The sequence below is a fragment of the Streptomyces sp. 3-6 genome (assembly GCF_056323165.1).
On the sequence record NZ_JBWHZP010000027.1, the window covers coordinates 19,360 to 44,532 of the forward strand.

Below are 25,173 nucleotides of genomic sequence, written 5' to 3' on the forward strand. Positions count from 1 at the left end.
CACCGCGGTGCCGGCGCCTCACAGCCGCTTGGCGCTGCGCAGCGTCTTGGCGTAGTAGCCGTTGCCGTCCAGCCGGGAGACACCGCCGATGTCGCCGATGGTGGGGCCGTTGACCTCCTCTCGGCTGGACACGAAGATCAGGTGTCCCTCGGTGTCGTACCCGAGCACCATGCCCACGTGGTCCAGCCGCTCCTTGGTACGCGCGTCGAGCTTGAAGAAGACCAGGTCACCGGGCTGGAGCTGGTCGATGGCGGACGGCCGGTCGTCCGGCGACACCCCGGTCAGCGGAAGGACGTCGGCGCCCTCCTCGGAGCGGGCCATGCCGTTGGCGGTGCGGGGCAGGCCGTTGCCGGAGGCGTCCGAGGACATCAGCGGGTAGCGGGCCCGGTAGCCGAGCACCATGCGGATGAAGCCCGAGCAGTCCAGGGAGTTGGCGCGCATGGCCTCCGGAGTCCCGGTCACGCCGTCCCGGAACGGGTACGGAACGCCGAGGTAGTCGTAGAAGTCGGACTGCTCCAGGCGCAGGTCGCCGCCCTCGGCGCCGGTGGTGTTCAGCGGGCCGAAGTGGGCGTCACCGGCGTAGACGGTGCCCTGTTCGTCCTTCTTCTGCGGAGCGCCCGCCACGTACTGGAACGCGATGGCGAAGAGGTCGTCCTCCTTGCTGTCCCGGTACTCGGCGTACCACTGCTCGAACCACTTCTTCTTCTCGGCGCCCTTCTCCCAGGTCTCGGGCATGAGGCGGACCCAGTCCGTGGTGGAGACCTTGGAGGAGGTGGACGTCGGCTCCTCGAAGGTGCGGGCCGGGCCGGTCAGCGTCGCGGTGCGCGCGCCGTCCGTGAAGACGGCCAGGATCTGGCCGTCGCTGCCGCGCAGCACCGAGCGCGCGGGGTTCTCCAGCCGGGACCAGGTCGTCTCGCCCCGGTCACCGGAGCCGCCGCCGGAGCCCCGGCCGCCCTTCAGGATGCCGATGTCGCGGACCTCCGTGACACCGGGGGCCTCCTGCTTGCGCAGTTCCACGGTGAGGTAGCCGGAGGTCCCGACGAGTGCCAGCACCGCGAGAGCCGAGACGACCGGCCGCGCCTTCTTCTTCCCTGCCATCGGTCACTTCCTCGATTGTTCCGGTACGACGGGTTCAGACGGTGGGCATGACGCCGAGCAGCAGGCCGGCGGCCACGACGATGTAGGCCATCAGCGAGACCGTGCCGGTGGCGAGCAGGGTGGCGCCCTTGGGCTGGCGCACCAGCTGGTAGGCGATCAGACCGGGCACGATGAACCCGAGGGTCTGGTTGCCGTACAGCAGCGGGAACTCGAGCGAGAGCACGATCATCACCGTGGACTGGAGCAGCACGCCCAGCAGCACCACCGCGGCGAACAGCCGCTTGCCGTAGAGGATCACCAGCCGCTGCATCAGCTTGGTGCCGGCGTAGGTCAGGGCGGTGACGCCGACCATCATGGCCGCGCGCTGGAGGTCCTCGATGAGGGTCAGGGCGATCCAGCCGGGCGTGATCATGCCGCCCGGCGACAGGTTGGTGGTGAGGTAGCACAGCAGCGAGAAGAACAGGCCTATGGCGATGCCCAGGGCAGCCATCTCGGGGGTCAGGGCGGCGGTGGTCAACGAGGTCTCCGGGCAGGTGGGCGGGGGTGGGCGGGGCGGTCGTCACACGGGGCGGTGACGGGTGGGCGGTCCGCCGCCCTCGGTGGTCGGGTACCGGTGCCCGCCGTGGGGGCCGTGCGGGTCGTCGTACGACGCGTCGCCGTTCGGCCAGTCCTGCCGGGCGGGGTCGGACTGCTGCCCGTACTGCTGCCGGTCGGACTGCTGCTCGTACCGCTGCCGGTCGGACTGCTGCCGGTCGGACTGCTGCCGGTCCGGCTGGTGCCCGTACTGGTGCGGGTCGGACTGCTGCCCGTACTGCTGCCGGTACTGCTGCGGGTCGGACTGCTGCCCGTACTGCTGCCGGTCGAACTGCTGCGGGTCGGACTGCTGCTCGTACCGCTGCCGGTCGAACTGCTGCCGGTCGGGCTGGTGCCCGTACCGCTGCCGGTGCGGGTCCGCAGGCTGGGCGGGGAGGCGCACGACCGGGATCTCCTGCGTCCGGGAGGCCTGGTAGCGCTCCTCGTAGGCCGTCGGGTACGAGGCGAACGGGTCCAGGCGCGGCGGCTGGACCGCCGGGGCGGCGGCGGGTGCCGGGGCCGCGGGGGCGGCGTCGCTGTCGTCCGCCGGGAGCTCGGCCAGGTACTCCAGGAGTTCCTCGCCCTGACCGTGGATGTTGCCGATGGCGACCAGCGAGGAGCCGTCGGCCATGCGGCCGAGCAGGGCTGGCATGAACTCGTCCGCGGCGCGGCGGTCGCCGCCGAGGTCCACCGCCCGGTCCCGCCACTGCGCGGGGATGGCGTCGATGGCGCTCTTCGCGGGGTGGCCGATGACGAAGACGTGGTCCGGCTGGAGGTCAGGGATGATCTCGCCCATCTGCCCGTTGCGCTCGACACGGTCCGGGCGGCAGTTGATCACGACGTTCAGCGGGCGGCGGATGGCGCCGAGGTCGAGCAGCTGGTTGATGTTCATCAGCGTCGACTCGGGGTCGTTGGCCGCGAAGACGTTGGCGAAGGCGAGCCGCTTGCCGTCGGGGGCCACGTAACGCTCCACGGAGAGCACACCCGGGTCCGGCGGGGCGTCGTACATGCCCTGGAGGGCGACCTCCCGCTCCACGCCGAGCAGTTCGGCGACGACCAGGGCGATGGCCACGTTCTCCTTGAAGGTGAACCAGCTGAAGCCGCGCAGCTCCTCGTCGGTGACCATCTCGGGATCCGCGTAGACCAGCTTGCAGTTACGGGCGTCCGCCTCCTCCTGGAGGATGTGGAAACGCTCCTTCTCGGCGGTGACGCAGATGCCGTCCTCGGGCATCGAGCGGCACAGCGAGCGGGCCACGTCGTCGAGGGTGGGGCCCATCTCCGCGAGGTGGTCCTCGCGGACGTTGCACAGCACGCCGATCGTGGAGCGGATCAGCTTGCTCTGGTTGACCTCCTGCAGGGCGGGCATGACCGCCATGCACTCGATGACGAGAGCGTCGGGGCGGTAGGTGGCGGCCCGGCGGACGATGCCGATCTGCTCGACGACGTTGGCGATGCCGAACTTGCGGTAGACCGGCTCCTCCGTGGCGTCCGGGTGGATGAAACGCGCCGCCGTACCGGTGGTCTTGGCCACGGTGACCAGGTCACCGCCGCGCAGCGCCCCGGCGCACAGCCGGGTGATGGAGGACTTGCCGCGGATGCCGTTGACCAGCACCCGGGAGGGGATGGAGTGGAGGGCGGCATAGTGCCGGCGCTGCTCCACGATGCCCGCGACGAGCAGGAACGCGCTGCCGGCCAGCAGGACGAAGTAGAGGTAGAGCACGGCGGGGTCACCTTCCTCCGGCGCCGAGCGAGGGCTCGGCGGGCCGGCGGGCCTGGTTCTGACGGCGGGCCTGCAGCTGCTGGCGGATCAGTTCGAGGCTGCGCACGACCGCACCCACCTCGTCCTGGTAACGCGGGTAGTGCACGGTCTTCAGGTCCCCGTCGGCCAGCTTCTCGGCGCTGGTGGCCAGCGCCCGCAGCGGCCGGGCGACGACCAGGTACACCCAGCCGAGGCAGAGGACGATCGCGGCGAGACCGAGCAGGCCGGCGAGCACGCTGCGGTCCTCGCGCTCGTAGGGGGTGATCTGGAAGTGCTCGGCGTCCTGCCGGCTGACGACGCTCCAGCCGATGTCGGAGGCGACGCCGCCGCCGGAGAAGGGGGCCGCCGCGGCGACGGTGACGCCGCCGCCGTCCCGGATGAGCAGGCCGTTCTCCACCGGCCCGGCGCCGACCGGCACGTTGCCCGCGCGCACCAGGTCGGCCAGGGCGTTGTCCGGCAGGTCCTCGAAGGCGAGGAAGCCGCCGCTGGCGGCGAGCGTCTCGGCCTCGGCGTTCACCACCCGGACCTCGCCGAGGCCGGGCCGCTTCAGGAGCGAGTTCAGGAATTCCACACGCACCTCGCCGACGAGCGTGGTGCCCTTGTGCTCGGGCACCGGTGCGCCGGCCTGGATCACGGGTTTCGTCCCGCCCTTGCCGGACACGCGGATCAGGGGCAGGTCCTTGTCGTCGCTCCAGTCGTGCGGGGCGCCACCGGCCCGGGCGACGACCCGGCCGGCGTCGTCCACCACGTACAGCGCCTGGTAGCGGGTGTGTTCGCGCAGGGCGTCCCGCAGCCGGGCGGCCGTGGCGTCGGGGTCGCCGACGTCGATCAGGCGGGAGGTGGAGACCAGGTCGGCCTGGGCCTCGTTCAGGGCCCGGCGGACCCGGTCGGCGACCAGGTCGGTGCGCTCACGCTGGTCGTTGACCATGGTGGCGGGCACGCTGACGGAACCGTCGGTGCGGTTCAGCACCAGGCCGACGGGCACGCACCACAGCAGGAGCAGGACGGCGGTCGCCGCCAGCGGCACCCGCAGTCCCACCCGCACCTTGCCGCCGGACGCGCCGTCGGTCCCGACCGGGCCACCGAGCTGCCCGCGCAGGCGTTCCAGGGCCATGCCGACCCGGGCGGCCTCGCCCCAGCGGGGCACGGAGACGGGACGGGTCAGGTCGCCCCGGGCCAGTCGGCGGGACTCCAGGAACAGCCGCAGCAGCGGGCGCTGGACGCTCACCCACAGCACGGCGGCCGCCAGCAGTCCGAGCACCACCAGGGCACCGGCCGCGATCAGCCCGAACAGCCCCCGGTCGGGTGCCGCGCCCCCCTGCTGCTGGACCACGGGCAGCATGGCCACGACCGTGAGACCGAGACCGGCCGCGACGCTCCTCTTCTCCTCCGGGTCGGAGGACGCCAGGGAGGCGTAGCCGGCGGTGGCGACACGGCCATTGTAGGCGTCGCCCAGCAGGGTGCCGCTGACGCCGGGGTAACCGCGGGAACCGGGCTCCTTGGCGCTCACGGGGTGCTCGGCCGAGCGTTCGGCCGCCTGCTCGGCCAGGCGGGACATCTGCTTCTGCAGGAACGTCAGTTCCTTGCGCTGCTGGTCGGAGTTGAGCGCCTCGTTCTGTTCGAAGCCCGCCGTGGCGAGGACTTCGCCGTCCTGGGCCACGACGGCCATGCTGCGGAACGGGCCCAGGTTGATCGCGGGCACGGACAGGCTGTTGGACGCGATCAGCAGTTGCTGCGGCTGGTCCTCGAAGTCGAGGACGGCCAGCGTCATCAGCCGGACGTCACCGGTCTCCAGCCGGACCATGCGGGGCGCGAGCGCGTGCTTCCCGGTGAGGACCTCCTCGTCCAGCCAGGCGAGAGGAACCCTTTCTCCTCGGGCGGCGAGCACCTCTCCGCTCTTGAGGTCCAGGATCGTGGTGCCGGTCCACTTCTGGTACGTCCGGCCCAGGTCGGACAGCACCTGCTCGGGCTCGGCCGGCTCGCCCGCCTCCAGCGCGGCGACGGTGCGGCGCAGATCCGTGATCCGCTCGTCGACCGAGGCGCGCAGCGCGATGGCGCCGTCCTCCGCGAAGTGCTTCTGCGAGGACAGCACCGCCTGCGGCACGGCCGGCTCGCCGCTGGGGCCGAGCACCTTCGCGGTGAGCCCGGCCAGGGCGAGGATCAGCACGCACAGCACCGCGATCGGGGGTCGGATGCCACCCAGGAGGGGCATGTCCGCCCGCCTGCGGCTGCGCCGCCGCCCCTGCGCGGGAGGCAGGACGTGGCTCGATGTCACGGAGTTCATCCTTGGTCGCTACGGGTGTGTTCAGCGCCTGCCGGACACACCGCTGCCGCGGCCGCGCGACGCCATCACTCGAAAGACTGATAAATGCTGCCAAGGTTGTATCCCTGGCAGGAGATGTGCTCTACGTCTCGTCACTCATCCAGCGAGAGCTGCTTCAGGCCGTCGCCGCCGGGCGTCCCGCGGTTGTAGAGGAAGCCGCGCGTGCGGTCCTCCGCGAGGCGGTAGCGGGCGAGCCGCTCCTCGGAGAGGTCACCCGGCTCGTCGATCACCTGCTGCACGTCCACGAGGCGGTGGTCCACGACCGACCCGTCCGGTGCCTTCTCCCCGGCCTCCAGCTCGGGCGGAATGTCCACCAGGGTGGTGCGGTACCGGGCGGTGACGTCCCAGCCGTCGACCGTCTCCCGGAACTCGAACCAGCCGATGGCGCCCTCCTCGGTGGTCCCCTTGGGAGAGGAGTGCCGGGCGATCTGGTTGCCGAGGCTGTAGGCGATCCAGGTGCCGTTCACCTTCTGGATCGGCTGCACCACGTGCGCGTGATGACCGATCACGAGGTCGATCCCGGTCTCCTCGGTGAGCCGCTGCGCCAACTGCAACTGCGGCACGCTCGGCTCGTTGTGGTGCTCCAGCCCCCAGTGGACCGAGAGGATGACCACCTCGGCGCCCTCGTTCCGGGCGCGGGTCTCCGCCTTCTTGATCTCGTCGGTGCCGAGCCGGTTGAACGCCCACTTCCGCTTCTCGGGCGTCGGGTTGAGGAAGGACTCCCAGGAGTAGGCGAGATGAGCGACCTTGACGCCCTTGACCTCGCGGATGTTGATCCGCTCCGCCTCCTCGGCGGAGCGCGAGGAGCCGGTGTGCCCGAGCTCCAGCTCGTCCATGACGTCCAGGGTGCGCCGGACGCCCTTCATCCCGTGGTCATAGGTGTGGTTCGAGGCCGTCGAGCAGGTGTCGTACCCCACGCCCTTCAGGGCCGTCAGGACCTGCGGCGGGACCAGGAACTCCGGGTATCCCTCGAAGGGGCCCTCGGGCTTCCCGACCGGTGTCTCCATGTGACAGATCGCCAGGTCGGCCTTGCTGATGACCGGCTTCACCCCGGCGAGCATCGGCCCGAAGTCGAGCCCGGCCTCCCCCTCGCCCGCCTTCTCGGCGTCCTTGGCGGCCTGCTCGACCAGCTCCGGATGGATGAGCACGTCCCCCGCGGCGGCCACGGTGAAGGACCGTCCCCCCGCCTTCACCTGCGGTTCCTCGACCCCGGAGGTGCAGGAGGCGGTCATCCCGGCCAGGACCAGAATGGAGACCGCTCGACCCATGCGGAGAGGTTTACGAAATGTCACTGAGTCATATTTACATGGAGCACACACGCCACAGGAGTGCAGCCATCACAAGACAGTCACGTTTTCCTCGCATCTTCACACTCATCGGCCTGTTCGGACTGATCGTGCCGCTCTCCGCGTGCCAGTCGGAATCGGACCCTCCGCCGGAGCGCACGGATCCGGCGGCCCGGGAACTCGTGGACCTGGACAGCCGCATCCTGTCGTACACGGCCGGCTTCCGTGCCGGAGGCCCTTACACACCTCCGGACGCCGACGAGCGCGACCGGCTCGCGCGGGGCGTCGGGCACCTGCTGGACGGGGACGCGCGGGCGGCGGAGCGGTCGCTCCGCCCGATCGGCCTCGGCGTCACCCGGCTCACCGACACCTCCTCGGGCCGCCGCTACGACGAGATCGCGGCCACCGGTGACGGTGCGAGCGCCCACTGGGGCAGGCTCTACCTGAACGCCGACTCCACGGTCCGCTGGAACGTGCAGGTCCCCCACCCGGTCTCCGACCGGAACACCGAGGACCTCGGCGTGCGCCTGCTGGAGGACACCCCGGGCGGCGCGCTCGTGCTGGCCGGCGCCCACCGCCGGGCCGGCCGCACGGACGCCGCCGACGTCGCGCACCGCGAGGACAGCGCGTTCCACACCACCGTCCTGGAACTGCACAAGCGCGGCGTCCCCGGCGTCCAGCTGCACGGCTTCGCCGAGTCCACCGAGGACCGCTACGACGCCATCCTGTCCACCGGCGCCGCGCAGGGCGCTCCCGGCGAGGTGGCCGCCCTGGCCGACCGCCTGGAGACGGACGGCCTGCGGGTCTGCCGGGGATGGTCGGCCCGCTGCCCGCTGGAAGGCAGGACCAACGTCCAGGGCAAGGCAGCACAGCGCCGGCACGCGACCTTCGTCCACGTCGAACTCACGCCGGACGCCCGGGGCGACGGACCCGACGCGCGCGAGGCCGCCCGAGGTCTGTCGGGGCTGCTCGCCACCTGGGCGGAGGACTGACCGTGCCCCCGGGCGCACCCCGCCCCGCCCCCGCCGCTCAGCAGCAGCCCGCCGACGGCAGTGAACGCCGGTTGCGCGCCTCCTTGTTGCGGGCGGCCAGCAGGTCGTCGGCCGGGTAGCCGACCTCCTCCAGCGTCAGCCCGTGCGGCCGGACCACGTGCACGGCCGAGTCCCGCACGCCCGCCGCCAGCACCTTGCCGGGCCAGTCCGGCGGGCGGTGGCCGTCGCCGACGAACAACAGCGCGCCGATGAGCGAGCGCACCATGTTGTGGCAGAACGCGTCGGCCCGCACCGTCGCCGTGATCACCCCGTCCGGGCCCCGTTCCAGACTCAGCTCCTGGAGCGTGCGGATGGTCGTCGCGCCCTCGCGCCGCTTGCAGTAGGCGGCGAAGTCGTGCTCGCCCAGCAGCGCCCGCGCCGCCTGGTTCATGGCGTCGACATCCAACGGCCAGTCGTGCCACAGCACATGTCCGCGCAGCAGCGGGTCGACCCCGCCCGGGTGGTCGGTGACCCGGTAGGCGTAGCGCCGCCAGATCGCGGAGAACCGCGCGTCGAAGCCCGCCGGGGCTTCGGTGAGGGACCAGATCCGCACGTCGCGCGGCAGCCTTCCGGCGAGCCGCTTCAGCAGCTTCTCCCGGTGCGCCTCCCACAGCTCCCCGGGCAGGTCCACGTGCGCGACCTGGCCCCGCGCGTGCACCCCGGCGTCGGTGCGCCCGGCCACGGTCAGCTCGTACGTCCGCTCCCCCGACCGCGTCACGGTGCGCAGGGCGTCCTCGATCTCCCCCTGCACGGTCCGCCGACCCCCGGCCTGCTTGGCCCAGCCGTGGAAGGCGGCACCGTCGTAGGAGAGGTCGAGACGGATGCGGACGTGTCCGGGCTGTACTTCGTCACTCACCTCGGCATCCTCTCAGAACACGGGAACGGGCCCGCTCCCCGGAGGGAACGGGCCCGTGATGACCCTGGAACCGCGGAACGCCTACGCGTCCTTCGACTCCTCGGCCGGGGCCTCGGCGGCCTCGTCCTTGGTCAGGTCGGCCTTGGCGTCCTCGGCCGGGGCCTCGGCGGCCTCGTCCTTCTTGAGGGCGTCCTCCTTGACCGCGCGCTTCGTCGCGGCCTCGGCCTCACCGACGGCCTTCTGCTGCACCGTCAGCGCCTCGACCAGCTCGATGACGGCCATGGGCGCGTTGTCGCCACGGCGGTTGCCGATCTTGGTGATGCGGGTGTAGCCACCGGGACGGTTCTCGTACCGCGGGCCGATCTCGGTGAAGAGCGTGTGGACGATGCTCTTGTCCGTGATGACCTGGAGCACCTGACGGCGGTTGTGAAGGTCGCCCTTCTTCGCCTTGGTGACCAGACGCTCGGCGTACGGGCGCAGCTTGCGCGCCTTGGCCTCGGTGGTGGTGATGCGGCCGTGCTCGAAGAGCGACTTCGCGAGGTTCGCGAGCATCAGCTTCTCGTGCGCGGCGCTGCCGCCCATACGGGCGCCCTTGGTGGGCTTCGGCATGGTTCTTCTCCCGTGTGTCTGCCCCGGCCGTATCAGGTACCGGAGTCAGTATCCGAGCAGGCGGCCGCCTGTCGGAGATCCGGACCGGTCCCCGGTGGGGGGACCTGTCCGGAGGGTGCGGCGGGCCGCCGTGCGGCGGCCCCTCCGCGGAGCAGTCAGTACTGCTCGGTCTCTACGAACCCGGCATCCGCGTCGTCGTCCGCGCCGAAGGCGTCGGCGGCAGCGGTGGGGTCGAATCCAGGCGGGCTGTCTTTCAACGCGAGCCCCATGCCCGCCAGCTTCGCCTTGACCTCGTCGATCGACTTCGCACCGAAGTTGCGGATGTCGAGGAGGTCCGCCTCGGAGCGGGCGACGAGCTCACCCACGGAGTGGATGCCCTCACGCTTGAGGCAGTTGTACGACCGGACGGTGAGCTCGAGCTCCTCGATCGGCAGCGCCAGGTCGGCGGCGAGGGCGGCGTCCGTGGGGGACGGGCCCATGTCGATGCCCTCGGCGTCGATGTTGAGCTCGCGCGCCAGACCGAACAGCTCGACCAGGGTCTTACCGGCCGACGCCATGGCGTCACGCGGACGCATGGCCTGCTTGGTCTCGACGTCGACGATCAGCTTGTCGAAGTCGGTGCGCTGCTCGACACGGGTCGCCTCGACCTTGTAGGTGACCTTGAGGACCGGCGAGTAGATCGAGTCGACCGGGATCCGGCCGATCTCCTGGCCGACCTGCTTGTTCTGCACGGCGGAGACGTAGCCGCGACCGCGCTCCACGGTCAGCTCCATCTCCAGCTTGCCCTTGCCGTTGAGCGAGGCGAGGACGAGGTCGGGGTTGTGCACCTCGACACCGGCCGGCGGCGCGATGTCGGCGGCGGTGACCAGACCCGGGCCCTGCTTGCGCAGGTACATCACGACCGGCTCGTCGTGCTCCGAGGAGACGACCAGCTGCTTGATGTTGAGGATCAGGTCGGTGACGTCCTCCTTGACGCCCGGCACGGTGGTGAACTCGTGCAGGACGCCGTCGATGCGGATGCTGGTGACAGCGGCTCCGGGGATCGACGACAGGAGGGTGCGGCGGAGGGAGTTGCCGAGGGTGTAGCCGAAGCCCGGCTCCAGCGGCTCGATCACGAACCGGGAGCGGAATTCGTCGACGACCTCTTCGGTCAACGAGGGACGCTGAGCGATCAGCATGTGTGGATCAGTTCCTTCATTCGTGGACGCCCGCTATTTGACGTCCGACGGAAACCGCACCCGGTGAAAAGTGCGGGTACTGCAAGGGTACGGGCGATACGGCCCAGGTGAGCCGTACCGCCCGGAACCTCAGGAAGCCGGTGCCTCAGACGCGACGGCGCTTCGGCGGGCGGCAGCCGTTGTGCGGGGTCGGGGTGACGTCCTGGATGGAGCCGACCTCGAGGCCCGTGGCCTGCAGGGAACGGATCGCGGTCTCACGACCGGAGCCCGGGCCCTTGACGAACACGTCGACCTTGCGCATGCCGTGCTCCTGGGCGCGGCGGGCGGCCGACTCGGCGGCCATCTGCGCGGCGAACGGCGTGGACTTCCGCGAGCCCTTGAAGCCGACGTGGCCGGCGGAGGCCCAGGAGATCACGTTGCCGGACGGGTCCGTGATCGACACGATCGTGTTGTTGAACGTGCTCTTGATGTGCGCGTGGCCGTGAGCGACGTTCTTCTTTTCCTTGCGGCGCACCTTCTTGGCAGCGCCCTGACGTCCCTTGGGGGGCATCTCTTAACTCCTACGGGAGGTGGTCGGTCCTACAGCGAAGACCGTGGACAGGCGTCCGCTGCGGACTACTTCTTGCCCGGCTTCTTCTTGCCGGCGATGGCGCGACGCGGGCCCTTGCGGGTACGCGCGTTGGTGCTGGTGCGCTGACCGCGGACGGGCAGACCACGACGGTGACGCAGACCCTGGTAGGTACCGATCTCGACCTTGCGGCGGATGTCGGCCTGGATCTCGCGACGGAGGTCACCCTCGGTCTTCAGGTTGTTGTCGACGTACTCGCGGATCGCGACGAGCTGCTCCTCGGAGAGGTCGCGGACGCGGGTGTTCGGGTCGACGCCGGTGGCGGCCAGCGTCTGCTGCGAAAGGGTCCGGCCGATGCCGAACACGTAGGTGAGGGCGATCTCCACGCGCTTTTCGCGCGGAATGTCAACACCGGAAACGCGTGCCATTCAATGGCTCCAGTTAGTTGTCGGAGGTCTTCCACAGGACCGGATCCCAGCCCGCCGTACCAGGTACGGACCGGGTCCCCGGCCTCCGAGCCGGGGGTGTCGAGCCGTGCGGCTCGGGACCTGCGTATGAACATGTGTTGCTCGCGTCGCGCGAAGTTCTGCGGAAAAGACGCAGAGGGTGGACGTGCTGCGATCAGCCCTGGCGCTGCTTGTGGCGCGGGTTGTCGCAGATGACCATGACCCGGCCGTGACGGCGGATCACCCTGCACTTGTCGCAGATCTTCTTGACGCTCGGCTTGACCTTCATGGGATGTGAGGTTCTCCGGGTCAGTGCCATCACCCCGGCGGACCGGGGCGCGGGCAAGATCTACTTGTACCGGTAGACGATCCGGCCACGCGTCAGGTCGTACGGAGACAGCTCCACCACGACCCGGTCGTCAGGGAGGATGCGGATGTAGTGCATGCGCATCTTGCCGCTGATGTGTGCCAGGACCTGGTGGCCGTTCTGGAGCTCGACCTTGAACATGGCGTTCGGAAGAGACTCGACGACAGTGCCCTCGATCTCGATGGCACCTTGCTTCTTGGCCACGCTTCGCCCTTCGAATCGACTACCTTGATCGGCTCGGGCGCGCACCCTTCGGGATTCGAAGCGCATGCGGACATGCGGGTGCACAAGAGCCGACGAGTCAGTCTACGTCAGGGCCCCCGGAAACACGAATCGGAGAAGTCTGCCCCGACCGGGAGATCTTTAACCGAGCGGGTCGGGAGCGGCCGTGATGCCCATCTCCGCCAGCTTGGCCTTGCCGCCGTCCGGGGCGGTCAGCACCAGCGGTCCCTGCTCGGTCAGCGCCACCGAGTGCTCCCAGTGCGAGGACCAGGTGCCGTCGGTGGTGATCACGGTCCAGTCGTCCGACAGGACCTCCGTCTTCGGGGTGCCCAGGGACACCATCGGCTCGATGGCCAGGCAGAAGCCGGGGACCAGCTTGGGGCCCTTGCCGCGGCGCCGGTCGACGTAGTTCAGCAGGTGGGGGTCCATGTGCATCTCGGTGCCGATGCCGTGGCCGCCGTAGTCCTCGATGATCCCGTACTTGCCGCCGCCCGGCTTGGGCTGGCGGCGGATGTAGGTCTCGATGGCCCGGGAGATGTCGACCAGCCGGTTGCCCTGCTTCATGGCGGCGATGCCGGCCCACATCGACTCCTCGGTCACCCGGGAGAGCTCGATCAGCTCCGGGGAGTGACCCGAGCCGACGAAGGCGGTGTAGGCCGCGTCCCCGTGCCAGCCGTCGACGATCGCACCGCAGTCGATCGAGATGATGTCGCCGTCCTTGAGGACCACGTCGTCGGAGGGGATGCCGTGCACCACGACCTCGTTGACCGAGGTGCAGATCGTCGCGGGGAAGCCGCCGTAGCCGAGGAAGTTCGGCTTGGCGTTGTGCTCCGCGAGCACCTTGCGGGCGGCCTCGTCGAGGTCCTTCGTGGTGGCGCCCGGCACGGCGGCCTCGCGGGTGGCCGCGTGGATCGCCGCCACGACCAGCCCCGCCTCACGCATTGTGGCGATCTGCTCGGGGGTCTTGATCTGCACCATGGGGCCAGGGCCTTTCTCGGCCGGTGACGGGACCGGCGGCGGGTCGACGGACGACGGCGGACATCCTCAACGATACGGGGGACGCCGCCCGGCCCCGCACACAGCTCGGCCGCGGCCCCCGCAGGGAACCGCGGCCGGGCGACGACGGCTACTTGTCGTGCTGGAGCGCCTCCAGCGCCCGTCCGGTGACCTCGTCGACCGGACCCAGCGCGGAGATCGTCACCACGAGGCCCTGGGCCTTGTAGTAGTCGATGATCGGCTCGGTCTGCGTGTGGTAGACCTCCAGGCGCGTGCGCACGGTCTCCTCGGAGTCGTCGTCGCGCTGGTACAGCTCGCCGCCGCAGCGGTCGCAGACACCCTCCACCTCGGGCGGGCTGTAGGTCACGTGGAACACGTGGCTGGAGTCTTTGCGGCAGATGCGCCGACCCGCGATCCGCTTGACCACCTCGGCCTCGGGAGCCTCCAGGTCGAGCACCGCGTCCAGCTCGATGCCCTCGGTGGTCAGCAGCTCGTCGAGCGCCTCGGCCTGGGAGACGTTGCGCGGGAAGCCGTCCAGCAGGAAGCCGCCCTCGGCGTCGGGCTGCTCCATGCGGTCTTTGGCCATGGCGATCGTCACCTCGTCCGGTACGAGGTTGCCCGCGTCCATGTAGGACTTCGCCAGCTTGCCGAGCTCGGTCTGCCGGCTGATGTTGGCGCGGAACAGATCGCCCGTCGAGATGTGGGGGATGCGCAGTTTCTCGGCAAGGCGGGTGGCCTGCGTACCCTTTCCGGCACCCGGCGGCCCGACGAGGACGATTCGCATCAGCGGAGGAACCCTTCGTAATTGCGCTGCTGGAGCTGGCTCTCGATCTGCCTCACCGTCTCGAGACCGACACCCACGATGATCAGGATGCTGGTCCCGCCGAACGGGAAGTTCTGGTTCGCCCCGAAACCAGCCAACGCCATTGTCGGCACGAGAGAGATCAGGCCCAGATACAGCGAACCCGGCCAGGTGATCCGGTTGAGTACGTAGCTCAGGTACTCAGCGGTCGGTCGGCCAGCCCGGATGCCCGGGATGAAGCCACCATACTTCTTCATGTTGTCCGCGACTTCCTCGGGGTTGAAGGTGATCGCCACGTAGAAGAACGCGAAGAACACGATGAGGAAGAAGTAGAGAATGATGTGCGGCGTCGCGGACGGGTCGGCCAGGTTCTTCTGGATCCAGGTCGCCCAGCCGGCCGTGGAGCCGGCGAACTGCACGATCAGCGCCGGGATGTAGAGCAGCGACGCGGCGAAGATGACCGGGATCACACCGGCCTGGTTCACCTTGAGCGGGATGTAGGTGGACGTCCCGCCGTAGGAACGCCGGCCGATCATGCGCTTGGCGTACTGCACGGGGATCCGGCGCTGGGCCTGCTCCACGAAGACGACCAGGCCGACCATCACGAAGCCGACGAGCATCACGGTGCCGAACTCGATCCAGCCGTCCGCCAGGCTGCCCTGCTCCTTGATGGCCCACAGGGCGGAGGGGAAGGTCGCGGCGATCGAGATGAACATCAGGATCGACATGCCGTTGCCCACGCCGCGGTCGGTGATGAGCTCGCCGAGCCACATCACGACGGCCGTACCGGCGGTCATGGTGATGACCATGGTGATGGTCACGAAGATCGACTGGTCGGGAACGATCTGGTTCGCGACCGGGCAGTCCTGGAAGAGCGCGCCGCTGCGGGCCGTGGCCACCAGACCGGTGCCCTGGAGGATGGCGAGCGCCACCGTCAGGTACCGCGTGTACTGCGTGATCTTCGCGGTGCCGGCCTGGCCCTCCTTCTTCAGGGCCTCCAGGCGCGGGATCACCACGGTCAGCAGCTGCAGGATGATGGCCGCCGTGATGTACGGCATGATGCCCAGCGCGAAGATCGTGATCTGAAGCAACGCGCCACCGCTGAACATGTTGACCAGCCCGAACAGACCCTGGTTGGCCTCGGCGTTGTCGATGCAGGCCTGGACGTTCCGGTAGTCGACGCCCGGGATCGGCACGTTGGTACCGAGCCGGTACACCACGATGATGCCGAGCGTGAAGAGCAGCTTCTTGCGCAGGTCGGGCGTCTTGAACGCCCGGGCGAACGCGGTGAGCACGGTGCCTCCTGCGACCCCCGCGCGTCTGCGTCAAGGGTGACGGTCTTGAGGTTCGACAAATACGTAACGGTCAACTGCCGCTCCGAGTGCCCGTGTGGGGCGCCCGGTGAAATTGGGCAGCGCAGGCCACCTTACCGGCGAGACTGCCGCCCTAGGAACGACCAACCGGGGATACCCCAAATGTGGGGTATCCCCGGTCGGGATCGCTCAAGTCATCGGCTCGTCCGAGGGGTTCAGACGAGCTCGGTGACGGTGCCGCCGGCGGCGGTGATCTTCTCCTTGGCGGAGCCGGAGACGGCGTCGACCGTCACCTGCAGCGCCACGGAGATCTCGCCCTGGCCGAGCACCTTGACGAGGCTGTTCTTGCGAACGGCGCCCTTGGCGACCAGGTCCTCGACCGTGACCTCCCCGCCCTCGGGGTAGAGGGAGGCGAGACGGTCCAGGTTGACGACCTGGAACTCGGTCTTGAACGGGTTCTTGAAGCCCTTCAGCTTCGGGAGGCGCATGTGCAGCGGCATCTGGCCGCCCTCGAAGCGCTCCGGAACCTGGTAGCGGGCCTTGGTGCCCTTGGTACCACGACCGGCCGTCTTACCCTTCGACGCCTCACCACGACCCACACGGGTCTTGGCGGTCTTGGCGCCCGGGGCGGGACGGAGGTTGTGGACCTTGAGCGGGTTCTGCTCCGCCATGATCAGTCGACCTCCTCGACCGTCACGAGGTGGCGGACGGTGTGCACCATGCCGCGGAACTCGGGACGATCCTCCTTGACGACCTGCGTGTTGATCCCCTTGAGACCAAGGGAGCGCAGGGTGTCACGGTGGTTCTGCTTGCTGCCGATGTAGGACTTGACCTGCGTAATCCTGAGCTGCGCCATGATTACGCACCCGCCCCGGCACGTGCACGGAGAAGAGCCGCGGGGGCGACGTCCTCGAGCGGCAGACCGCGGCGGGCCGCGATCTCCTCGGGACGCTGCAGGCCACGGAGGGCCGCCACGGTCGCGTGCACGATGTTGATCGCGTTGTCGGAGCCGAGCGACTTCGACAGCACGTCGTGAATACCGGCGCACTCGAGCACGGCACGCACCGGACCACCGGCGATCACACCGGTACCCGGGGAGGCGGGCTTGAGCAGCACGACGCCGGCAGCCTTCTCACCCTGAATGGGGTGCGGGATGGTGCCCTGGATGCGGGGGACCTTGAAGAAGTGCTTCTTGGCCTCCTCAACGCCCTTGGCGATGGCGGCCGGCACCTCCTTGGCCTTGCCGTATCCGACACCCACGGTGCCGTCACCGTCGCCCACCACGACCAGCGCGGTGAAGCTGAAGCGACGACCACCCTTCACAACCTTGGCGACGCGGTTGATCGCGACGACGCGCTCAACGTACGCGGTCTTCTCGGCGGCAGCAGCGCCGCCGTCACGGCCCTTCCGGTCCCGCCGCTCGCCGCCACCGCCACCGCGGCGCTGGGGTCCAGCCATTGGAATTACCTCTCTCTGTTTCCGCTAGCTCCGGAACCGGCTCAGAACTTGAGCCCGGCTTCGCGGGCGGCGTCCGCCAGGGCGGCGATGCGCCCGGCGTACTGGTTGCCACCACGGTCGAACACGACGGCCTCGACACCGGCGGCCTTGGCGCGCTCGGCGACCAGGGCACCGACCTGCTTGGCCTGCGCGGACTTGTCGCCCTCGCCACTGCGGATCGAGCTGTCCAGGGTGGACGCCGACGCCACGGTGTGGCCCTTCAGGTCGTCGATGACCTGCGCCACGATGTGGCGGTTCGAGCGGGTCACGACGAGACGGGGACGCTCCGCCGTACCCGCGACCTTCTTGCGGATCCGGATGTGACGGCGCTTGATCGCGGCGCGCTTGTAGGCGTCGCCCTTGAGGATCTTCTGCCCGTATGCCATGGCTTACTTACCCGCCTTTCCGACCTTGCGGCGGATGACTTCGCCCTCGTACTTGACGCCCTTGGCCTTGTACGGGTCGGGCTTGCGCAGCTTGCGGATGTTGGCCGCAACCTCGCCGACCTTCTGCTTGTCGATGCCCTCGACCGAGAAACGGGTCGGGGACTCCACCTTGAAGGTGATGCCCTCGGGGGCCTCGACCAGGATCGGGTGGCTGTAACCGAGGGAGAACTCCAGGTTCGAACCCTTGGCGAGCACGCGGTAACCGACACCGCTGATCTCGAGCTTCTTCACGTAACCCTGGGTCACGCCGGTGATCATGTTCGCCACCAGCGTGCGCGACAGGCCGTGCAGGGCCTTGTTCTGACGCTCGTCGTTGGGGCGGGTGACGTTGAGCACGCCGTCCTCACCCTTGGCGATCTCGATCGGCGCCACGACGGTGTGGGTCAGCGTGCCCTTCGGGCCCTTGACCGCGACCGTACGGCCGTCGATGGTGACGTCCACGCCGGCGGGAACCGCGATGGGGAGCTTGCCGATGCGCGACATAGCTGTTTCCTCCGTTCCCTTCTGCTACCAGACGTAGGCGAGGACTTCCCCACCCACGCCCTTCTTGCCGGCCTGCTTGTCGGTGAGGAGCCCGTGCGACGTGGAGATGATCGCCACGCCGAGGCCGCCCAGCACCTTCGGCAGGGAGGTGGACTTCGCGTACACCCGGAGACCGGGCTTGGAGATCCGCTTGATGCCCGCGATGGAGCGCTCACGGTTGGGGCCGAACTTCAGCTCCAGGACGAGGCTCTTGCCGACCTCGGCGTCCTCGACCTTCCAGCCCGTGATGAAGCCCTCCTGCTGGAGGATCTCCGCGATGTGCGACTTGATCTTCGAGTGCGGCATCGCCACGGAGTCGTGGTATGCCGAGTTCGCGTTCCGCAGACGCGTCAGCATGTCTGCGATCGGATCAGTCATGGTCATGAATTGGCCTTCGGCCTCTCTCGCCGTGGTTTCCTGGTGCGCCATCCCTCTCCCCGATCCGAGACGGGACGGGTGCGGCGCGGTGGACCTACGGCGTAGTAAGCAATCATTGGCGGGCGGTGTGCCCGCGTGGCGTACGGGTACGGCAGGCGCCCAACCCCACAAGCCTAAGGCATGCGGAGTGGGCCCCCTGCCGTACCGGTTGCTTACCGAGAGCCCTGGTGGTCCGGAAAGACCGGTTTACCAGGAGCTCTTGGTCACGCCCGGCAGCTCGCCGCGGTGAGCCATCTCACGAAGGCACACGCGGCACAGGCCGAACTTGCGGTACACGGAGTGCGGGCGGCCACAGCGCTGGCAGCGGGTGTAGCCACGCACACCGAACTTGGGCTTGCGAGCAGCCTTAGCGATCAGAGCCTTCTTCGCCATCTCGCTCACGCCTCCTTGAAGGGGAAGCCGAGGTGACGAAGGAGCGCGCGGCCCTCAGCGTCGTTGGTCGCCGTGGTCACCACGGTGATGTCCATACCCCGGACGCGGTCGATCTTGTCCTGGTCGATCTCGTGGAACATGACCTGCTCCGTGAGACCGAAGGTGTAGTTGCCACGGCCGTCGAACTGCTTGGGGGACAGGCCGCGGAAGTCGCGGATGCGCGGCAGCGCCAGCGACAGGGTGCGGTCCAGGAACTCCCACATGCGGTCGCCACGGAGCGTGACGTGGGCACCGATCGGCTGGCCCTCGCGCAGCTTGAACTGCGCGATGGACTTGCGGGCCTTGGTGACGGCCGGCTTCTGACCGGTGATCGTGGTGAGGTCGCGGATGGCGCCCTCGATCAGCTTGGAGTCGCGGGCGGCGTCGCCCACACCCATGTTGACCACGATCTTGACGAGGCCGGGAACCTGCATGACGTTCTCGTAGGAGAACTCCTCACGCAGCTTGCCCGCGATCTCCTCGCGGTACTTCGTCTTCAGACGCGGAGTGGTGGTGGTAGCCATCAGATGTCCTCACCCGTCCGCTTGGCAACGCGGATCTTGTTGCCCTCGTCGTCGAAGCGGTAACCGACGCGCGTGACGACCTTGTTGCCGTCCTTCTCCACGACCAGCTGGACGTTGGAGACGTGGACCGGCGCCTCGGTGGTCACGATGCCGCCGGCCTGCGAACCGCCTGCGGTCGGACCGGCCTTGGTGTGCTTCTTGACCCGGTTGACACCCTCGACCAGGACGCGCTCCTCGCGCGGGTAAGCGGCAATGACCTTGCCCTGCTTGCCCTTGTCCTTGCCGGTGATGACCTGGACCAGATCGCCCTTCTTGATCTTCATGCTCACAGCACCTCCGGCGCGAGGGAGATGATCTTCATGAACTTCTTCTCGCGCAGCTCACGGCCGACCGGGCCGAAGATACGGGTGCCACGAGGGTCGCCGTCGTTCTTGAGGATGACGGCGGCGTTCTCGTCGAAGCGGATGTACGAGCCGTCCGGACGGCGGCGCTCCTTGACGGTGCGAACGATGACCGCCTTGATGACGTCACCCTTCTTCACGTTGCCGCCGGGGATCGCGTCCTTGACGGTGGCGACGATGACGTCACCGATGCCCGCGTAGCGGCGACCGGAGCCACCGAGCACACGGATGCAAAGGATCTCCTTCGCACCCGTGTTGTCGGCGACACGCAGTCGCGACTCCTGCTGGATCACGTCTATCTCCTGAATGTCTGCCGGTTCCCCGGGGGCCGCTCACCTTGAGCGGACGGCCCCCGGAGCCTGGCGGAACTTGTCCTGCGAGGGGTGCCCCGCGGGAACGTACTGGTGCAACTCCCTTGCGGGAATTGCTTACTTGGCCTTCTCGAGGATCTCGACGATGCGCCAGTGCTTCGTCGCGGACAGCGGCCGGGTCTCCATCAGGAGGACGCGGTCACCGACGCCGGCGGCGTTCTGCTCGTCGTGGGCCTTGAGCTTGCTCGTGCTGCGGATGACCTTGCCGTACAGCGCGTGCTTCTTGCGGTCCTCGACGGCGACGACGACGGTCTTGTCCATCTTGTCGCTGACGACGATGCCCTCGCGGGTCTTGCGGAAGCCCCGAGCCTCAGTGTTCGTCTCAGTCACGTTGTTCTCGCTCATCAGGCGTTCTCCACCGTTTCGATGCCCAGCTCACGCTCGCGCATCAGGGTGTAGATCCGCGCGATGTCCTTGCGGACCGCCTTCAGACGGCCGTGGTTCTCGAGCTGCCCGGTCGCCGCCTGGAAGCGGAGGTTGAACAGCTCTTCCTTGGCCTCGCGGAGCTTCGCGAGAAGCTCCTCGTTGCCCAGCTCGCGCAGCTCTGACGCCTTGGTACCGGCCGACATCACGCTTCACCTGCCTCGCGCTTGACGATCTTGCACTTCATCGGCAGCTTGTGGGCCGCACGGGTCAGGGCCTCGCGCGCGATCTTCTCGTTGGGGTACGACAGCTCGAACATCACGCGTCCGGGCTTGACGTTGGCCACCCACCACTCCGGGGAACCCTTACCGGAACCCATGCGGGTCTCGGCCGGCTTCTTGGTGAGGGGGCGGTCCGGGTAGATGTTGATCCAGACCTTGCCGCCACGCTTGATGTGACGGGTCATCGCGATACGAGCCGCCTCGATCTGGCGGTTCGTCACGTACGCCGGGGTCAGCGCCTGGATGCCGTACTCGCCGAACGCAACCTGCGTGCCACCCTTCGACATACCGGTGCGCTTGGGGTGGTGCTGCTTGCGGTGCTTGACCCTACGGGGGATCAGCATGTCGGTCAGGCCTCCGTTCCGGTGCTCTCAGCCGGAGCAGCGGCGGGAGCCTCGGCCTTGGGGGCCTCGGCGGCCGGAGCCTGCTGCTGCGGCTTGCGACCGCGCCGCTCGCCACCGCGGCCACCACGGGCCGGGCGGTCGGCACCGCCGCGCGCCGGGCGGTTACCCGCGCGGGCTGCGGCGTTCTCGGCGCGGACCTCGGCGATGTTCTTGACGTCGCCCTTGTAGATCCAGACCTTCACGCCGATGCGGCCGAAGGTCGTCTTGGCCTCGAAGAAGCCGTAGTCCACGTTCGCGCGGAGCGTGTGCAGGGGCACGCGGCCCTCGCGGTAGAACTCCGAGCGGGACATCTCGGCGCCACCGAGGCGGCCACCGCACTGGATCTTGATGCCCTTGGCGCCCGCCTTCATCGCCGACTGCATGCTCTTGCGCATGGCGCGGCGGAAGGAGACGCGGGAGGAGAGCTGCTCGGCGACGGCCTGGGCCACGAGCTGAGCGTCCGTCTCGGGGTTCTTGACCTCGAGGATGTTCAGCTGGACCTGCTTGCCGGTGAGCTTCTCGAGGTCACCGCGGATGCGGTCGGCCTCGGCGCCGCGGCGGCCGATGACGATGCCCGGACGGGCCGTGTGGATGTCCACACGGACGCGGTCACGGGTGCGCTCGATCTCGACCTTGGAGATGCCGGCGCGCTCCATGCCGGACGTCATCATCCGACGGATGGCGACGTCTTCCTTGACGTAGTCCTTGTACAGCTTGTCGGCGTACCAACGCGACTTGAAGTCGGTCGTGACACCGAGCCGGAACCCGTGCGGGTTTACCTTCTGGCCCATTACCGGGTTCCTTCCTTGCTGCTGACGACCACGGTGATGTGGCTGGTCCGCTTGCGGATCCGGTAGGCGCGGCCCTGGGCGCGCGGACGGAACCGCTTCAGAGTCGGGCCCTCGTCGACGTAGGCCTCGGAGATGAAGAGGCTGTCGACATCGGTGTGGTCGTAGTTGTGCGCGGCGTTGGCAATGGCGCTGTCCAGCACCTTGCCCACCGGCACGCTCGCGGCCTGCGGGGCGAAACGCAGGACCGCCTGAGCCTCCGTGGCATCCATGCCACGGATGAGGTCCACCACGCGGCGGGCCTTCATGGGCGTGACGCGGATGTACCGCGCCTGGGCCCTGGCTTCCATGGTTGTCCCTTCAGTGTCTGTCATGGTCGATTGCACCCCGCCGACTAGCGGCGCTTCGACTTCCGGTCGTCCTTGACGTGGCCCCGGAAGGTGCGGGTCGGCGAGAACTCGCCGAGCTTGTGGCCGACCATCGACTCGGTGACAAACACCGGAATGTGGGTCTTGCCGTTGTGCACCGCGATCGTGTGGCCCAGCATCGCCGGGACGATCATCGAGCGACGGGACCAGGTCTTGATGACGTTCTTGGTACCGGCTTCGTTCTGTGCGTCCACCTTCTTGATCAGGTGGTCGTCGACGAAGGGTCCCTTCTTCAAGCTACGAGGCATCTCAACCCGTCCTTAGCGCTTCTTGTTCGTCTTGCGGCGGCGGACGATGTACTTGTTCGACGCCTTCTTGGGCGAACGAGTACGGCCTTCCTTCTGGCCCCAGGGGGACACGGGGTGACGGCCACCGGAGGTCCGGCCCTCACCACCACCGTGCGGGTGGTCCACCGGGTTCATCACGACACCGCGGACGGACGGGCGGACGCCCAGCCACCGCTTACGGCCGGCCTTGCCCCAGTTGATGTTGCTCTGCTCGGCGTTGCCGACCTCGCCGACCGTGGCGCGGCAGCGGGCGTCGACCAGGCGGATCTCGCCGGACGGCATGCGCAGGTGGGCCATGGTGCCCTCCTTCGCGAGCAGCTGTACCGAGGCGCCGGCGGAGCGGGCGAGCTTGGCGCCGCCGCCGGGACGCAGCTCGATGGCGTGCAGCGTCGTACCGACCGGGATGTTGCGCAGGGCGAGGTTGTTGCCCGGCTTGATGTCGGCCCCGGGACCGTTCTCGACGCGGTCGCCCTGCTTCAGGTCGCGCGGCGCGAGAATGTAGCGCTTCTCGCCGTCCGCGTAGTGCAGCAGCGCGATGCGCGCGGTGCGGTTGGGGTCGTACTCGATGTGCGCGACCTTCGCCGGCACGCCGTCCTTGTCGTGACGACGGAAGTCGATCACGCGGTAGGCGCGCTTGTGGCCACCGCCCTGGTGGCGGACGGTCACACGACCGGAATTGTTACGGCCGCCCTTGTTGTGCAGCGGGCGGACCAGCGACTTCTCCGGCGTGGACCGCGTGACCTCGACGAAGTCGGCGACGCTGGAGCCACGACGGCCCGGGGTCGTCGGCTTGTACTTGCGGATACCCATTGTCTCTCAGTCCTCGGAAGTGATTCCGAAATCTGGACGATTCCGACCGCTTACGCGGTCGGACCGCCGAAGATGTCGATACGGTCGCCCTCGGCGAGGGTCACGATCGCGCGCTTGGTGGCGGCACGCTGGCCGAAGCCCGTACGGGTCCGCTTGCGCTTGCCGACGCGGTTGATCGTGTTGACGCCGGTGACCTTGACCGAGAAGACCGCCTGCACGGCCTCCTTGATCTGGGTCTTGTTGGAGCCAGGCGCGACGAGGAACGTGTACTTGTTCTCGTCGATGAGCGCGTAGCTCTTCTCCGACACGACCGGCTTGAGCAGCACGTCACGGGGGTCCGTGAACGCCTTGCTCGCCGGGGTGACGACGGTGTTCTTGCCTTCGGCCTCGTGGCGGCGCGCCTTGGCGACGCGACGGGCCTTGGCCGCCTTGGCGGCCTTCGAGGCGATCGAGGGGTGACGGGCAGCCATCAGACCTCGCTCCCTTCGTTGTCGTTGGCCTTGTTCGGGCCGGCGACGAAGGACTCGAAAGCGGCCTTGGTGAAGACCACGTCGTCCGAGACGAGAACGTCGTACGTGTTCAGCTGGCCCGGCTCCAGGATGTGGACCTGGGGCAGGTTGCGGGCGGACAGCCACGCGGCCTCGTCGGCGCGGTCGACGACCAGGAGCAGGTTCTTGCGCTCGCTGATCTTGCCGAACAGGCTCTTGGCGGCCTTCGTGGAGGGGGTCTCGCCCTCGACCACGCCGGTGACGACGTGGATGCGGTTGTGGCGGGCCCGGTCGGTGAGGGCGTGGCGCAGGGCCGCGGCCTTCATCTTCTTCGGGGTCCGCTGCGAGTAGTCGCGCGGCTGCGGGCCGTGGACGACGCCACCGCCGGCGAACTGCGGGGCGCGGGTCGAACCCTGGCGGGCGCGACCGGTGCCCTTCTGGCGGTACGGCTTGCGGCCACCGCCGCGGACCTCGCCACGCGTCTTCGTCTTGTGCGTGCCCTGGCGGGCAGCGGCCAGCTGTGCGACGACGACCTGGTGGATCAGCGGAATGCTGACCTTCTCGACGTCGAAGATCTCCGAGGGGAGCTCGACGGTACCGGCCTTGTCGCCCGCCGGCGAAAGGATGTCAACAGTGCTCATCGGTTACCTCAGGCCCCCTTGGCCGCGGTGCGGACCAGGACGAGGCCGCCGTTCGGACCGGGAACCGCGCCCTTGATGAGCAGCAGACCCTTCTCCGCGTCAACGGCGTGGACGGTCAGGTTCTGGGTGGTGACCCGCTCGTTGCCCATGCGACCCGCCATGCGCAGGCCCTTGAACACACGACCCGGGGTGGCGCAGCCACCGATGGAACCGGGCGAGCGGTGCTTGCGCTGGGTACCGTGTCCGGCGCCGAGACCACGGAAGTTGTGGCGCTTCATGACACCGGCGAAGCCCTTGCCCTTGCTCTTGCCGGTCACGTCGACCTTCACGCCGGCCTCGAACACCTCGGCGGTGACTTCCTGGCCCAGCGTGTACTCGGAGGCGTCTGCGGTGCGGATCTCGACGAGGTGACGACGGGGGGTGACGTCGGCCTTGGCGAAGTGACCCTTGAGGGGCTTGTTCACCTTGCGCGGGTCGATCTCGCCGAAGGCGATCTGGACCGACTCGTAGCCGTCGACGTCGTTCGTGCGGACCTGGGTGACGACGTTGGGGCCGGCCTTGACGACGGTGACCGGAACAACGCGGTTGTTCTCGTCCCACACCTGCGTCATGCCGAGCTTCTCGCCCAGGATGCCCTTGATCTGCTTAGCCATTCTCAGATCACCGG

The 25,173-nt window shown here is 68.7% G+C and carries 36 protein-coding genes; 1 reads left to right on the forward strand and 35 read right to left on the reverse strand.

Annotation, left to right across the window (positions count from 1 at the left end; translation table 11 throughout):
• Positions 1–18 precede the first annotated feature (18 nt).
• The 5 genes from AC02VZ_RS24280 to AC02VZ_RS24300 all read right to left on the reverse strand — a co-directional run bounded on the left by AC02VZ_RS24280 (position 19) and on the right by AC02VZ_RS24300 (position 7,021).
• A complete protein-coding gene (locus tag AC02VZ_RS24280) occupies positions 19–1,098 on the reverse strand; it encodes a C40 family peptidase (protein ID WP_432055017.1) in 1,080 nt (359 codons plus the stop codon).
• A gap of 34 nt (positions 1,099–1,132) precedes the next feature.
• The gene (locus AC02VZ_RS24285; RefSeq protein ID WP_004984495.1) at positions 1,133–1,615 is read right to left on the reverse strand and encodes a poly-gamma-glutamate biosynthesis protein PgsC/CapC; all 483 of its coding nucleotides are present in this window, start codon (positions 1,613–1,615) and stop codon (positions 1,133–1,135) included.
• Positions 1,616–1,657: 42 nt separating this feature from the next.
• The gene (pgsB, locus tag AC02VZ_RS24290) at positions 1,658–3,391 is read right to left on the reverse strand and encodes a poly-gamma-glutamate synthase PgsB (protein WP_432055016.1); all 1,734 of its coding nucleotides are present in this window, start codon (positions 3,389–3,391) and stop codon (positions 1,658–1,660) included.
• Positions 3,392–3,398: 7 nt separating this feature from the next.
• On the reverse strand, positions 3,399–5,642 hold the full coding sequence (locus tag AC02VZ_RS24295) for a HAMP domain-containing protein (protein WP_432055071.1): 2,244 nt from the start codon (positions 5,640–5,642) through the stop codon (positions 3,399–3,401).
• 203 nt (positions 5,643–5,845) lie between these two features.
• Positions 5,846–7,021, reverse strand: a complete 1,176-nt coding sequence (locus AC02VZ_RS24300) for a CapA family protein (RefSeq protein ID WP_432055015.1) — start codon at positions 7,019–7,021, stop codon at positions 5,846–5,848.
• A gap of 38 nt (positions 7,022–7,059) precedes the next feature.
• Between AC02VZ_RS24300 and AC02VZ_RS24305 the strand changes: the two genes are divergently transcribed.
• Positions 7,060–8,031 (forward strand): hypothetical protein, encoded by a 972-nt coding sequence (locus AC02VZ_RS24305; protein WP_432055014.1) that lies wholly within the window; start codon positions 7,060–7,062, stop codon positions 8,029–8,031.
• 37 nt (positions 8,032–8,068) lie between these two features.
• On the opposite strand, the gene truA is transcribed toward AC02VZ_RS24305, so the two are convergent.
• The 30 genes from truA to rplC all read right to left on the reverse strand — a co-directional run bounded on the left by truA (position 8,069) and on the right by rplC (position 25,159).
• Positions 8,069–8,926: a tRNA pseudouridine(38-40) synthase TruA gene (gene truA, locus AC02VZ_RS24310; RefSeq protein ID WP_432055013.1), complete on the reverse strand. Its 858-nt coding sequence runs from the start codon at positions 8,924–8,926 to the stop codon at positions 8,069–8,071.
• An 81-nt stretch (positions 8,927–9,007) separates the two neighbouring features.
• A complete protein-coding gene (gene rplQ / locus AC02VZ_RS24315; RefSeq protein WP_164332822.1) occupies positions 9,008–9,535 on the reverse strand; it encodes a 50S ribosomal protein L17 in 528 nt (175 codons plus the stop codon).
• 155 nt (positions 9,536–9,690) lie between these two features.
• The gene (locus AC02VZ_RS24320; RefSeq protein WP_362090629.1) at positions 9,691–10,713 is read right to left on the reverse strand and encodes a DNA-directed RNA polymerase subunit alpha; all 1,023 of its coding nucleotides are present in this window, start codon (positions 10,711–10,713) and stop codon (positions 9,691–9,693) included.
• Positions 10,714–10,858: 145 nt separating this feature from the next.
• A complete protein-coding gene (gene rpsK, locus AC02VZ_RS24325) occupies positions 10,859–11,263 on the reverse strand; it encodes a 30S ribosomal protein S11 (RefSeq protein ID WP_003956432.1) in 405 nt (134 codons plus the stop codon).
• Between the two features lie 65 nt (positions 11,264–11,328).
• Positions 11,329–11,709: a 30S ribosomal protein S13 gene (gene rpsM, locus AC02VZ_RS24330; protein ID WP_164332821.1), complete on the reverse strand. Its 381-nt coding sequence runs from the start codon at positions 11,707–11,709 to the stop codon at positions 11,329–11,331.
• Between the two features lie 193 nt (positions 11,710–11,902).
• Positions 11,903–12,016 carry a 50S ribosomal protein L36 gene (gene rpmJ / locus AC02VZ_RS24335; RefSeq protein ID WP_003974245.1) on the reverse strand — a complete coding sequence of 38 codons (114 nt, stop codon included), beginning with the start codon at positions 12,014–12,016 and terminating at the stop codon, positions 11,903–11,905.
• 60 nt (positions 12,017–12,076) lie between these two features.
• Positions 12,077–12,298, reverse strand: coding sequence for a translation initiation factor IF-1 (gene infA / locus AC02VZ_RS24340; protein ID WP_003948620.1), 222 nt, complete (start codon positions 12,296–12,298; stop codon positions 12,077–12,079).
• A 159-nt stretch (positions 12,299–12,457) separates the two neighbouring features.
• Positions 12,458–13,294, reverse strand: coding sequence for a type I methionyl aminopeptidase (gene map / locus AC02VZ_RS24345; RefSeq protein ID WP_362090626.1), 837 nt, complete (start codon positions 13,292–13,294; stop codon positions 12,458–12,460).
• Positions 13,295–13,442: 148 nt separating this feature from the next.
• Positions 13,443–14,096 (reverse strand): adenylate kinase, encoded by a 654-nt coding sequence (locus tag AC02VZ_RS24350; RefSeq protein WP_432055012.1) that lies wholly within the window; start codon positions 14,094–14,096, stop codon positions 13,443–13,445.
• Positions 14,096–15,409: a preprotein translocase subunit SecY gene (secY, locus tag AC02VZ_RS24355; protein ID WP_432055011.1), complete on the reverse strand. Its 1,314-nt coding sequence runs from the start codon at positions 15,407–15,409 to the stop codon at positions 14,096–14,098. The genes AC02VZ_RS24350 and secY overlap by 1 nt, the downstream gene beginning before the upstream one ends.
• A 233-nt stretch (positions 15,410–15,642) precedes the next feature.
• Positions 15,643–16,098 (reverse strand): 50S ribosomal protein L15, encoded by a 456-nt coding sequence (gene rplO / locus AC02VZ_RS24360; protein ID WP_362090621.1) that lies wholly within the window; start codon positions 16,096–16,098, stop codon positions 15,643–15,645.
• A gap of 2 nt (positions 16,099–16,100) precedes the next feature.
• Positions 16,101–16,283, reverse strand: coding sequence for a 50S ribosomal protein L30 (gene rpmD / locus AC02VZ_RS24365; RefSeq protein WP_004927226.1), 183 nt, complete (start codon positions 16,281–16,283; stop codon positions 16,101–16,103).
• 2 nt (positions 16,284–16,285) lie between these two features.
• Positions 16,286–16,885 (reverse strand): 30S ribosomal protein S5, encoded by a 600-nt coding sequence (gene rpsE / locus AC02VZ_RS24370; RefSeq protein ID WP_476476388.1) that lies wholly within the window; start codon positions 16,883–16,885, stop codon positions 16,286–16,288.
• Between the two features lie 41 nt (positions 16,886–16,926).
• The gene (rplR, locus tag AC02VZ_RS24375) at positions 16,927–17,310 is read right to left on the reverse strand and encodes a 50S ribosomal protein L18 (protein ID WP_164332814.1); all 384 of its coding nucleotides are present in this window, start codon (positions 17,308–17,310) and stop codon (positions 16,927–16,929) included.
• Positions 17,311–17,313: 3 nt separating this feature from the next.
• Positions 17,314–17,853 (reverse strand): 50S ribosomal protein L6, encoded by a 540-nt coding sequence (rplF, locus tag AC02VZ_RS24380; protein ID WP_164332813.1) that lies wholly within the window; start codon positions 17,851–17,853, stop codon positions 17,314–17,316.
• Between the two features lie 24 nt (positions 17,854–17,877).
• Positions 17,878–18,276: a 30S ribosomal protein S8 gene (gene rpsH, locus AC02VZ_RS24385; RefSeq protein ID WP_432055010.1), complete on the reverse strand. Its 399-nt coding sequence runs from the start codon at positions 18,274–18,276 to the stop codon at positions 17,878–17,880.
• A 240-nt stretch (positions 18,277–18,516) separates the two neighbouring features.
• Complete coding sequence (locus AC02VZ_RS24390) at positions 18,517–18,702, reverse strand: type Z 30S ribosomal protein S14 (protein ID WP_003948630.1); 186 nt, start codon at positions 18,700–18,702, stop codon at positions 18,517–18,519.
• Positions 18,703–18,707: 5 nt separating this feature from the next.
• Complete coding sequence (rplE, locus tag AC02VZ_RS24395; protein ID WP_019329632.1) at positions 18,708–19,265, reverse strand: 50S ribosomal protein L5; 558 nt, start codon at positions 19,263–19,265, stop codon at positions 18,708–18,710.
• The gene (gene rplX, locus AC02VZ_RS24400; RefSeq protein ID WP_192229674.1) at positions 19,265–19,588 is read right to left on the reverse strand and encodes a 50S ribosomal protein L24; all 324 of its coding nucleotides are present in this window, start codon (positions 19,586–19,588) and stop codon (positions 19,265–19,267) included. The genes rplE and rplX overlap by 1 nt, the downstream gene beginning before the upstream one ends.
• Positions 19,589–19,590: 2 nt before the next feature.
• Complete coding sequence (gene rplN / locus AC02VZ_RS24405) at positions 19,591–19,959, reverse strand: 50S ribosomal protein L14 (RefSeq protein WP_003992364.1); 369 nt, start codon at positions 19,957–19,959, stop codon at positions 19,591–19,593.
• A 135-nt stretch (positions 19,960–20,094) separates the two neighbouring features.
• Positions 20,095–20,382, reverse strand: coding sequence for a 30S ribosomal protein S17 (gene rpsQ, locus AC02VZ_RS24410; RefSeq protein ID WP_023587024.1), 288 nt, complete (start codon positions 20,380–20,382; stop codon positions 20,095–20,097).
• Complete coding sequence (gene rpmC / locus AC02VZ_RS24415) at positions 20,382–20,606, reverse strand: 50S ribosomal protein L29 (RefSeq protein WP_007494763.1); 225 nt, start codon at positions 20,604–20,606, stop codon at positions 20,382–20,384. The genes rpsQ and rpmC overlap by 1 nt, the downstream gene beginning before the upstream one ends.
• Positions 20,606–21,025, reverse strand: coding sequence for a 50S ribosomal protein L16 (gene rplP, locus AC02VZ_RS24420; protein WP_125504725.1), 420 nt, complete (start codon positions 21,023–21,025; stop codon positions 20,606–20,608). Before rplP ends, rpmC begins: the two co-directional genes overlap by 1 nt.
• A 5-nt stretch (positions 21,026–21,030) precedes the next feature.
• Positions 21,031–21,855, reverse strand: coding sequence for a 30S ribosomal protein S3 (gene rpsC, locus AC02VZ_RS24425; protein WP_164332810.1), 825 nt, complete (start codon positions 21,853–21,855; stop codon positions 21,031–21,033).
• Positions 21,855–22,202: a 50S ribosomal protein L22 gene (gene rplV, locus AC02VZ_RS24430; RefSeq protein WP_006130776.1), complete on the reverse strand. Its 348-nt coding sequence runs from the start codon at positions 22,200–22,202 to the stop codon at positions 21,855–21,857. The genes rpsC and rplV overlap by 1 nt, the downstream gene beginning before the upstream one ends.
• A gap of 44 nt (positions 22,203–22,246) precedes the next feature.
• The gene (gene rpsS / locus AC02VZ_RS24435) at positions 22,247–22,528 is read right to left on the reverse strand and encodes a 30S ribosomal protein S19 (RefSeq protein ID WP_010036728.1); all 282 of its coding nucleotides are present in this window, start codon (positions 22,526–22,528) and stop codon (positions 22,247–22,249) included.
• Between the two features lie 12 nt (positions 22,529–22,540).
• Entirely contained in the window at positions 22,541–23,377 is an 837-nt protein-coding gene (gene rplB / locus AC02VZ_RS24440) for a 50S ribosomal protein L2 (protein WP_476476389.1), read from the reverse strand.
• A 50-nt stretch (positions 23,378–23,427) separates the two neighbouring features.
• Entirely contained in the window at positions 23,428–23,847 is a 420-nt protein-coding gene (rplW, locus tag AC02VZ_RS24445) for a 50S ribosomal protein L23 (protein ID WP_362090612.1), read from the reverse strand.
• Positions 23,847–24,506, reverse strand: coding sequence for a 50S ribosomal protein L4 (gene rplD / locus AC02VZ_RS24450; RefSeq protein WP_362090610.1), 660 nt, complete (start codon positions 24,504–24,506; stop codon positions 23,847–23,849). Before rplD ends, rplW begins: the two co-directional genes overlap by 1 nt.
• An 8-nt stretch (positions 24,507–24,514) precedes the next feature.
• Positions 24,515–25,159, reverse strand: coding sequence for a 50S ribosomal protein L3 (rplC, locus tag AC02VZ_RS24455; RefSeq protein ID WP_030571197.1), 645 nt, complete (start codon positions 25,157–25,159; stop codon positions 24,515–24,517).
• Between the last annotated feature and the right edge of the window lie 14 nt (positions 25,160–25,173).

Coding starts and splice junctions, on each gene's coding strand:
- rplW (WP_362090612.1), bottom strand. CDS start 23,847: ATGGCTGCCCGTCACCCCTCGATCGCCTCGAAGGCCGCCAAGGCGGCC.
- rplE (WP_019329632.1), bottom strand. CDS start 19,265: ATGGCTACCACCACCACTCCGCGTCTGAAGACGAAGTACCGCGAGGAG.
- AC02VZ_RS24300 (WP_432055015.1), bottom strand. CDS start 7,021: ATGGGTCGAGCGGTCTCCATTCTGGTCCTGGCCGGGATGACCGCCTCC.
- AC02VZ_RS24320 (WP_362090629.1), bottom strand. CDS start 10,713: ATGCTGATCGCTCAGCGTCCCTCGTTGACCGAAGAGGTCGTCGACGAA.
- rpsE (WP_476476388.1), bottom strand. CDS start 16,885: ATGGCTGGACCCCAGCGCCGCGGTGGCGGTGGCGGCGAGCGGCGGGAC.
- rpsQ (WP_023587024.1), bottom strand. CDS start 20,382: ATGAGCGAGAACAACGTGACTGAGACGAACACTGAGGCTCGGGGCTTC.
- AC02VZ_RS24305 (WP_432055014.1), top strand. CDS start 7,060: ATGGAGCACACACGCCACAGGAGTGCAGCCATCACAAGACAGTCACGT.
- map (WP_362090626.1), bottom strand. CDS start 13,294: ATGGTGCAGATCAAGACCCCCGAGCAGATCGCCACAATGCGTGAGGCG.
- AC02VZ_RS24295 (WP_432055071.1), bottom strand. CDS start 5,642: ATGCCCCTCCTGGGTGGCATCCGACCCCCGATCGCGGTGCTGTGCGTG.
- rpsK (WP_003956432.1), bottom strand. CDS start 11,263: ATGCCCCCCAAGGGACGTCAGGGCGCTGCCAAGAAGGTGCGCCGCAAG.
- rplB (WP_476476389.1), bottom strand. CDS start 23,377: ATGGGTATCCGCAAGTACAAGCCGACGACCCCGGGCCGTCGTGGCTCC.
- rpmC (WP_007494763.1), bottom strand. CDS start 20,606: ATGTCGGCCGGTACCAAGGCGTCAGAGCTGCGCGAGCTGGGCAACGAG.
- rplQ (WP_164332822.1), bottom strand. CDS start 9,535: ATGCCGAAGCCCACCAAGGGCGCCCGTATGGGCGGCAGCGCCGCGCAC.
- rpmJ (WP_003974245.1), bottom strand. CDS start 12,016: ATGAAGGTCAAGCCGAGCGTCAAGAAGATCTGCGACAAGTGCAGGGTG.
- rpsC (WP_164332810.1), bottom strand. CDS start 21,855: ATGGGCCAGAAGGTAAACCCGCACGGGTTCCGGCTCGGTGTCACGACC.
- rplR (WP_164332814.1), bottom strand. CDS start 17,310: ATGGCATACGGGCAGAAGATCCTCAAGGGCGACGCCTACAAGCGCGCC.
- rplF (WP_164332813.1), bottom strand. CDS start 17,853: ATGTCGCGCATCGGCAAGCTCCCCATCGCGGTTCCCGCCGGCGTGGAC.
- rplX (WP_192229674.1), bottom strand. CDS start 19,588: ATGAAGATCAAGAAGGGCGATCTGGTCCAGGTCATCACCGGCAAGGAC.
- AC02VZ_RS24390 (WP_003948630.1), bottom strand. CDS start 18,702: ATGGCGAAGAAGGCTCTGATCGCTAAGGCTGCTCGCAAGCCCAAGTTC.
- AC02VZ_RS24280 (WP_432055017.1), bottom strand. CDS start 1,098: ATGGCAGGGAAGAAGAAGGCGCGGCCGGTCGTCTCGGCTCTCGCGGTG.
- rplD (WP_362090610.1), bottom strand. CDS start 24,506: ATGAGCACTGTTGACATCCTTTCGCCGGCGGGCGACAAGGCCGGTACC.
- rpsS (WP_010036728.1), bottom strand. CDS start 22,528: ATGCCTCGTAGCTTGAAGAAGGGACCCTTCGTCGACGACCACCTGATC.
- rpmD (WP_004927226.1), bottom strand. CDS start 16,283: ATGGCGCAGCTCAGGATTACGCAGGTCAAGTCCTACATCGGCAGCAAG.
- rplO (WP_362090621.1), bottom strand. CDS start 16,098: ATGGCGGAGCAGAACCCGCTCAAGGTCCACAACCTCCGTCCCGCCCCG.
- rpsM (WP_164332821.1), bottom strand. CDS start 11,709: ATGGCACGCGTTTCCGGTGTTGACATTCCGCGCGAAAAGCGCGTGGAG.
- AC02VZ_RS24350 (WP_432055012.1), bottom strand. CDS start 14,096: ATGCGAATCGTCCTCGTCGGGCCGCCGGGTGCCGGAAAGGGTACGCAG.
- rpsH (WP_432055010.1), bottom strand. CDS start 18,276: ATGACCATGACTGATCCGATCGCAGACATGCTGACGCGTCTGCGGAAC.
- rplC (WP_030571197.1), bottom strand. CDS start 25,159: ATGGCTAAGCAGATCAAGGGCATCCTGGGCGAGAAGCTCGGCATGACG.
- rplP (WP_125504725.1), bottom strand. CDS start 21,025: ATGCTGATCCCCCGTAGGGTCAAGCACCGCAAGCAGCACCACCCCAAG.
- rplV (WP_006130776.1), bottom strand. CDS start 22,202: ATGGAAGCCAGGGCCCAGGCGCGGTACATCCGCGTCACGCCCATGAAG.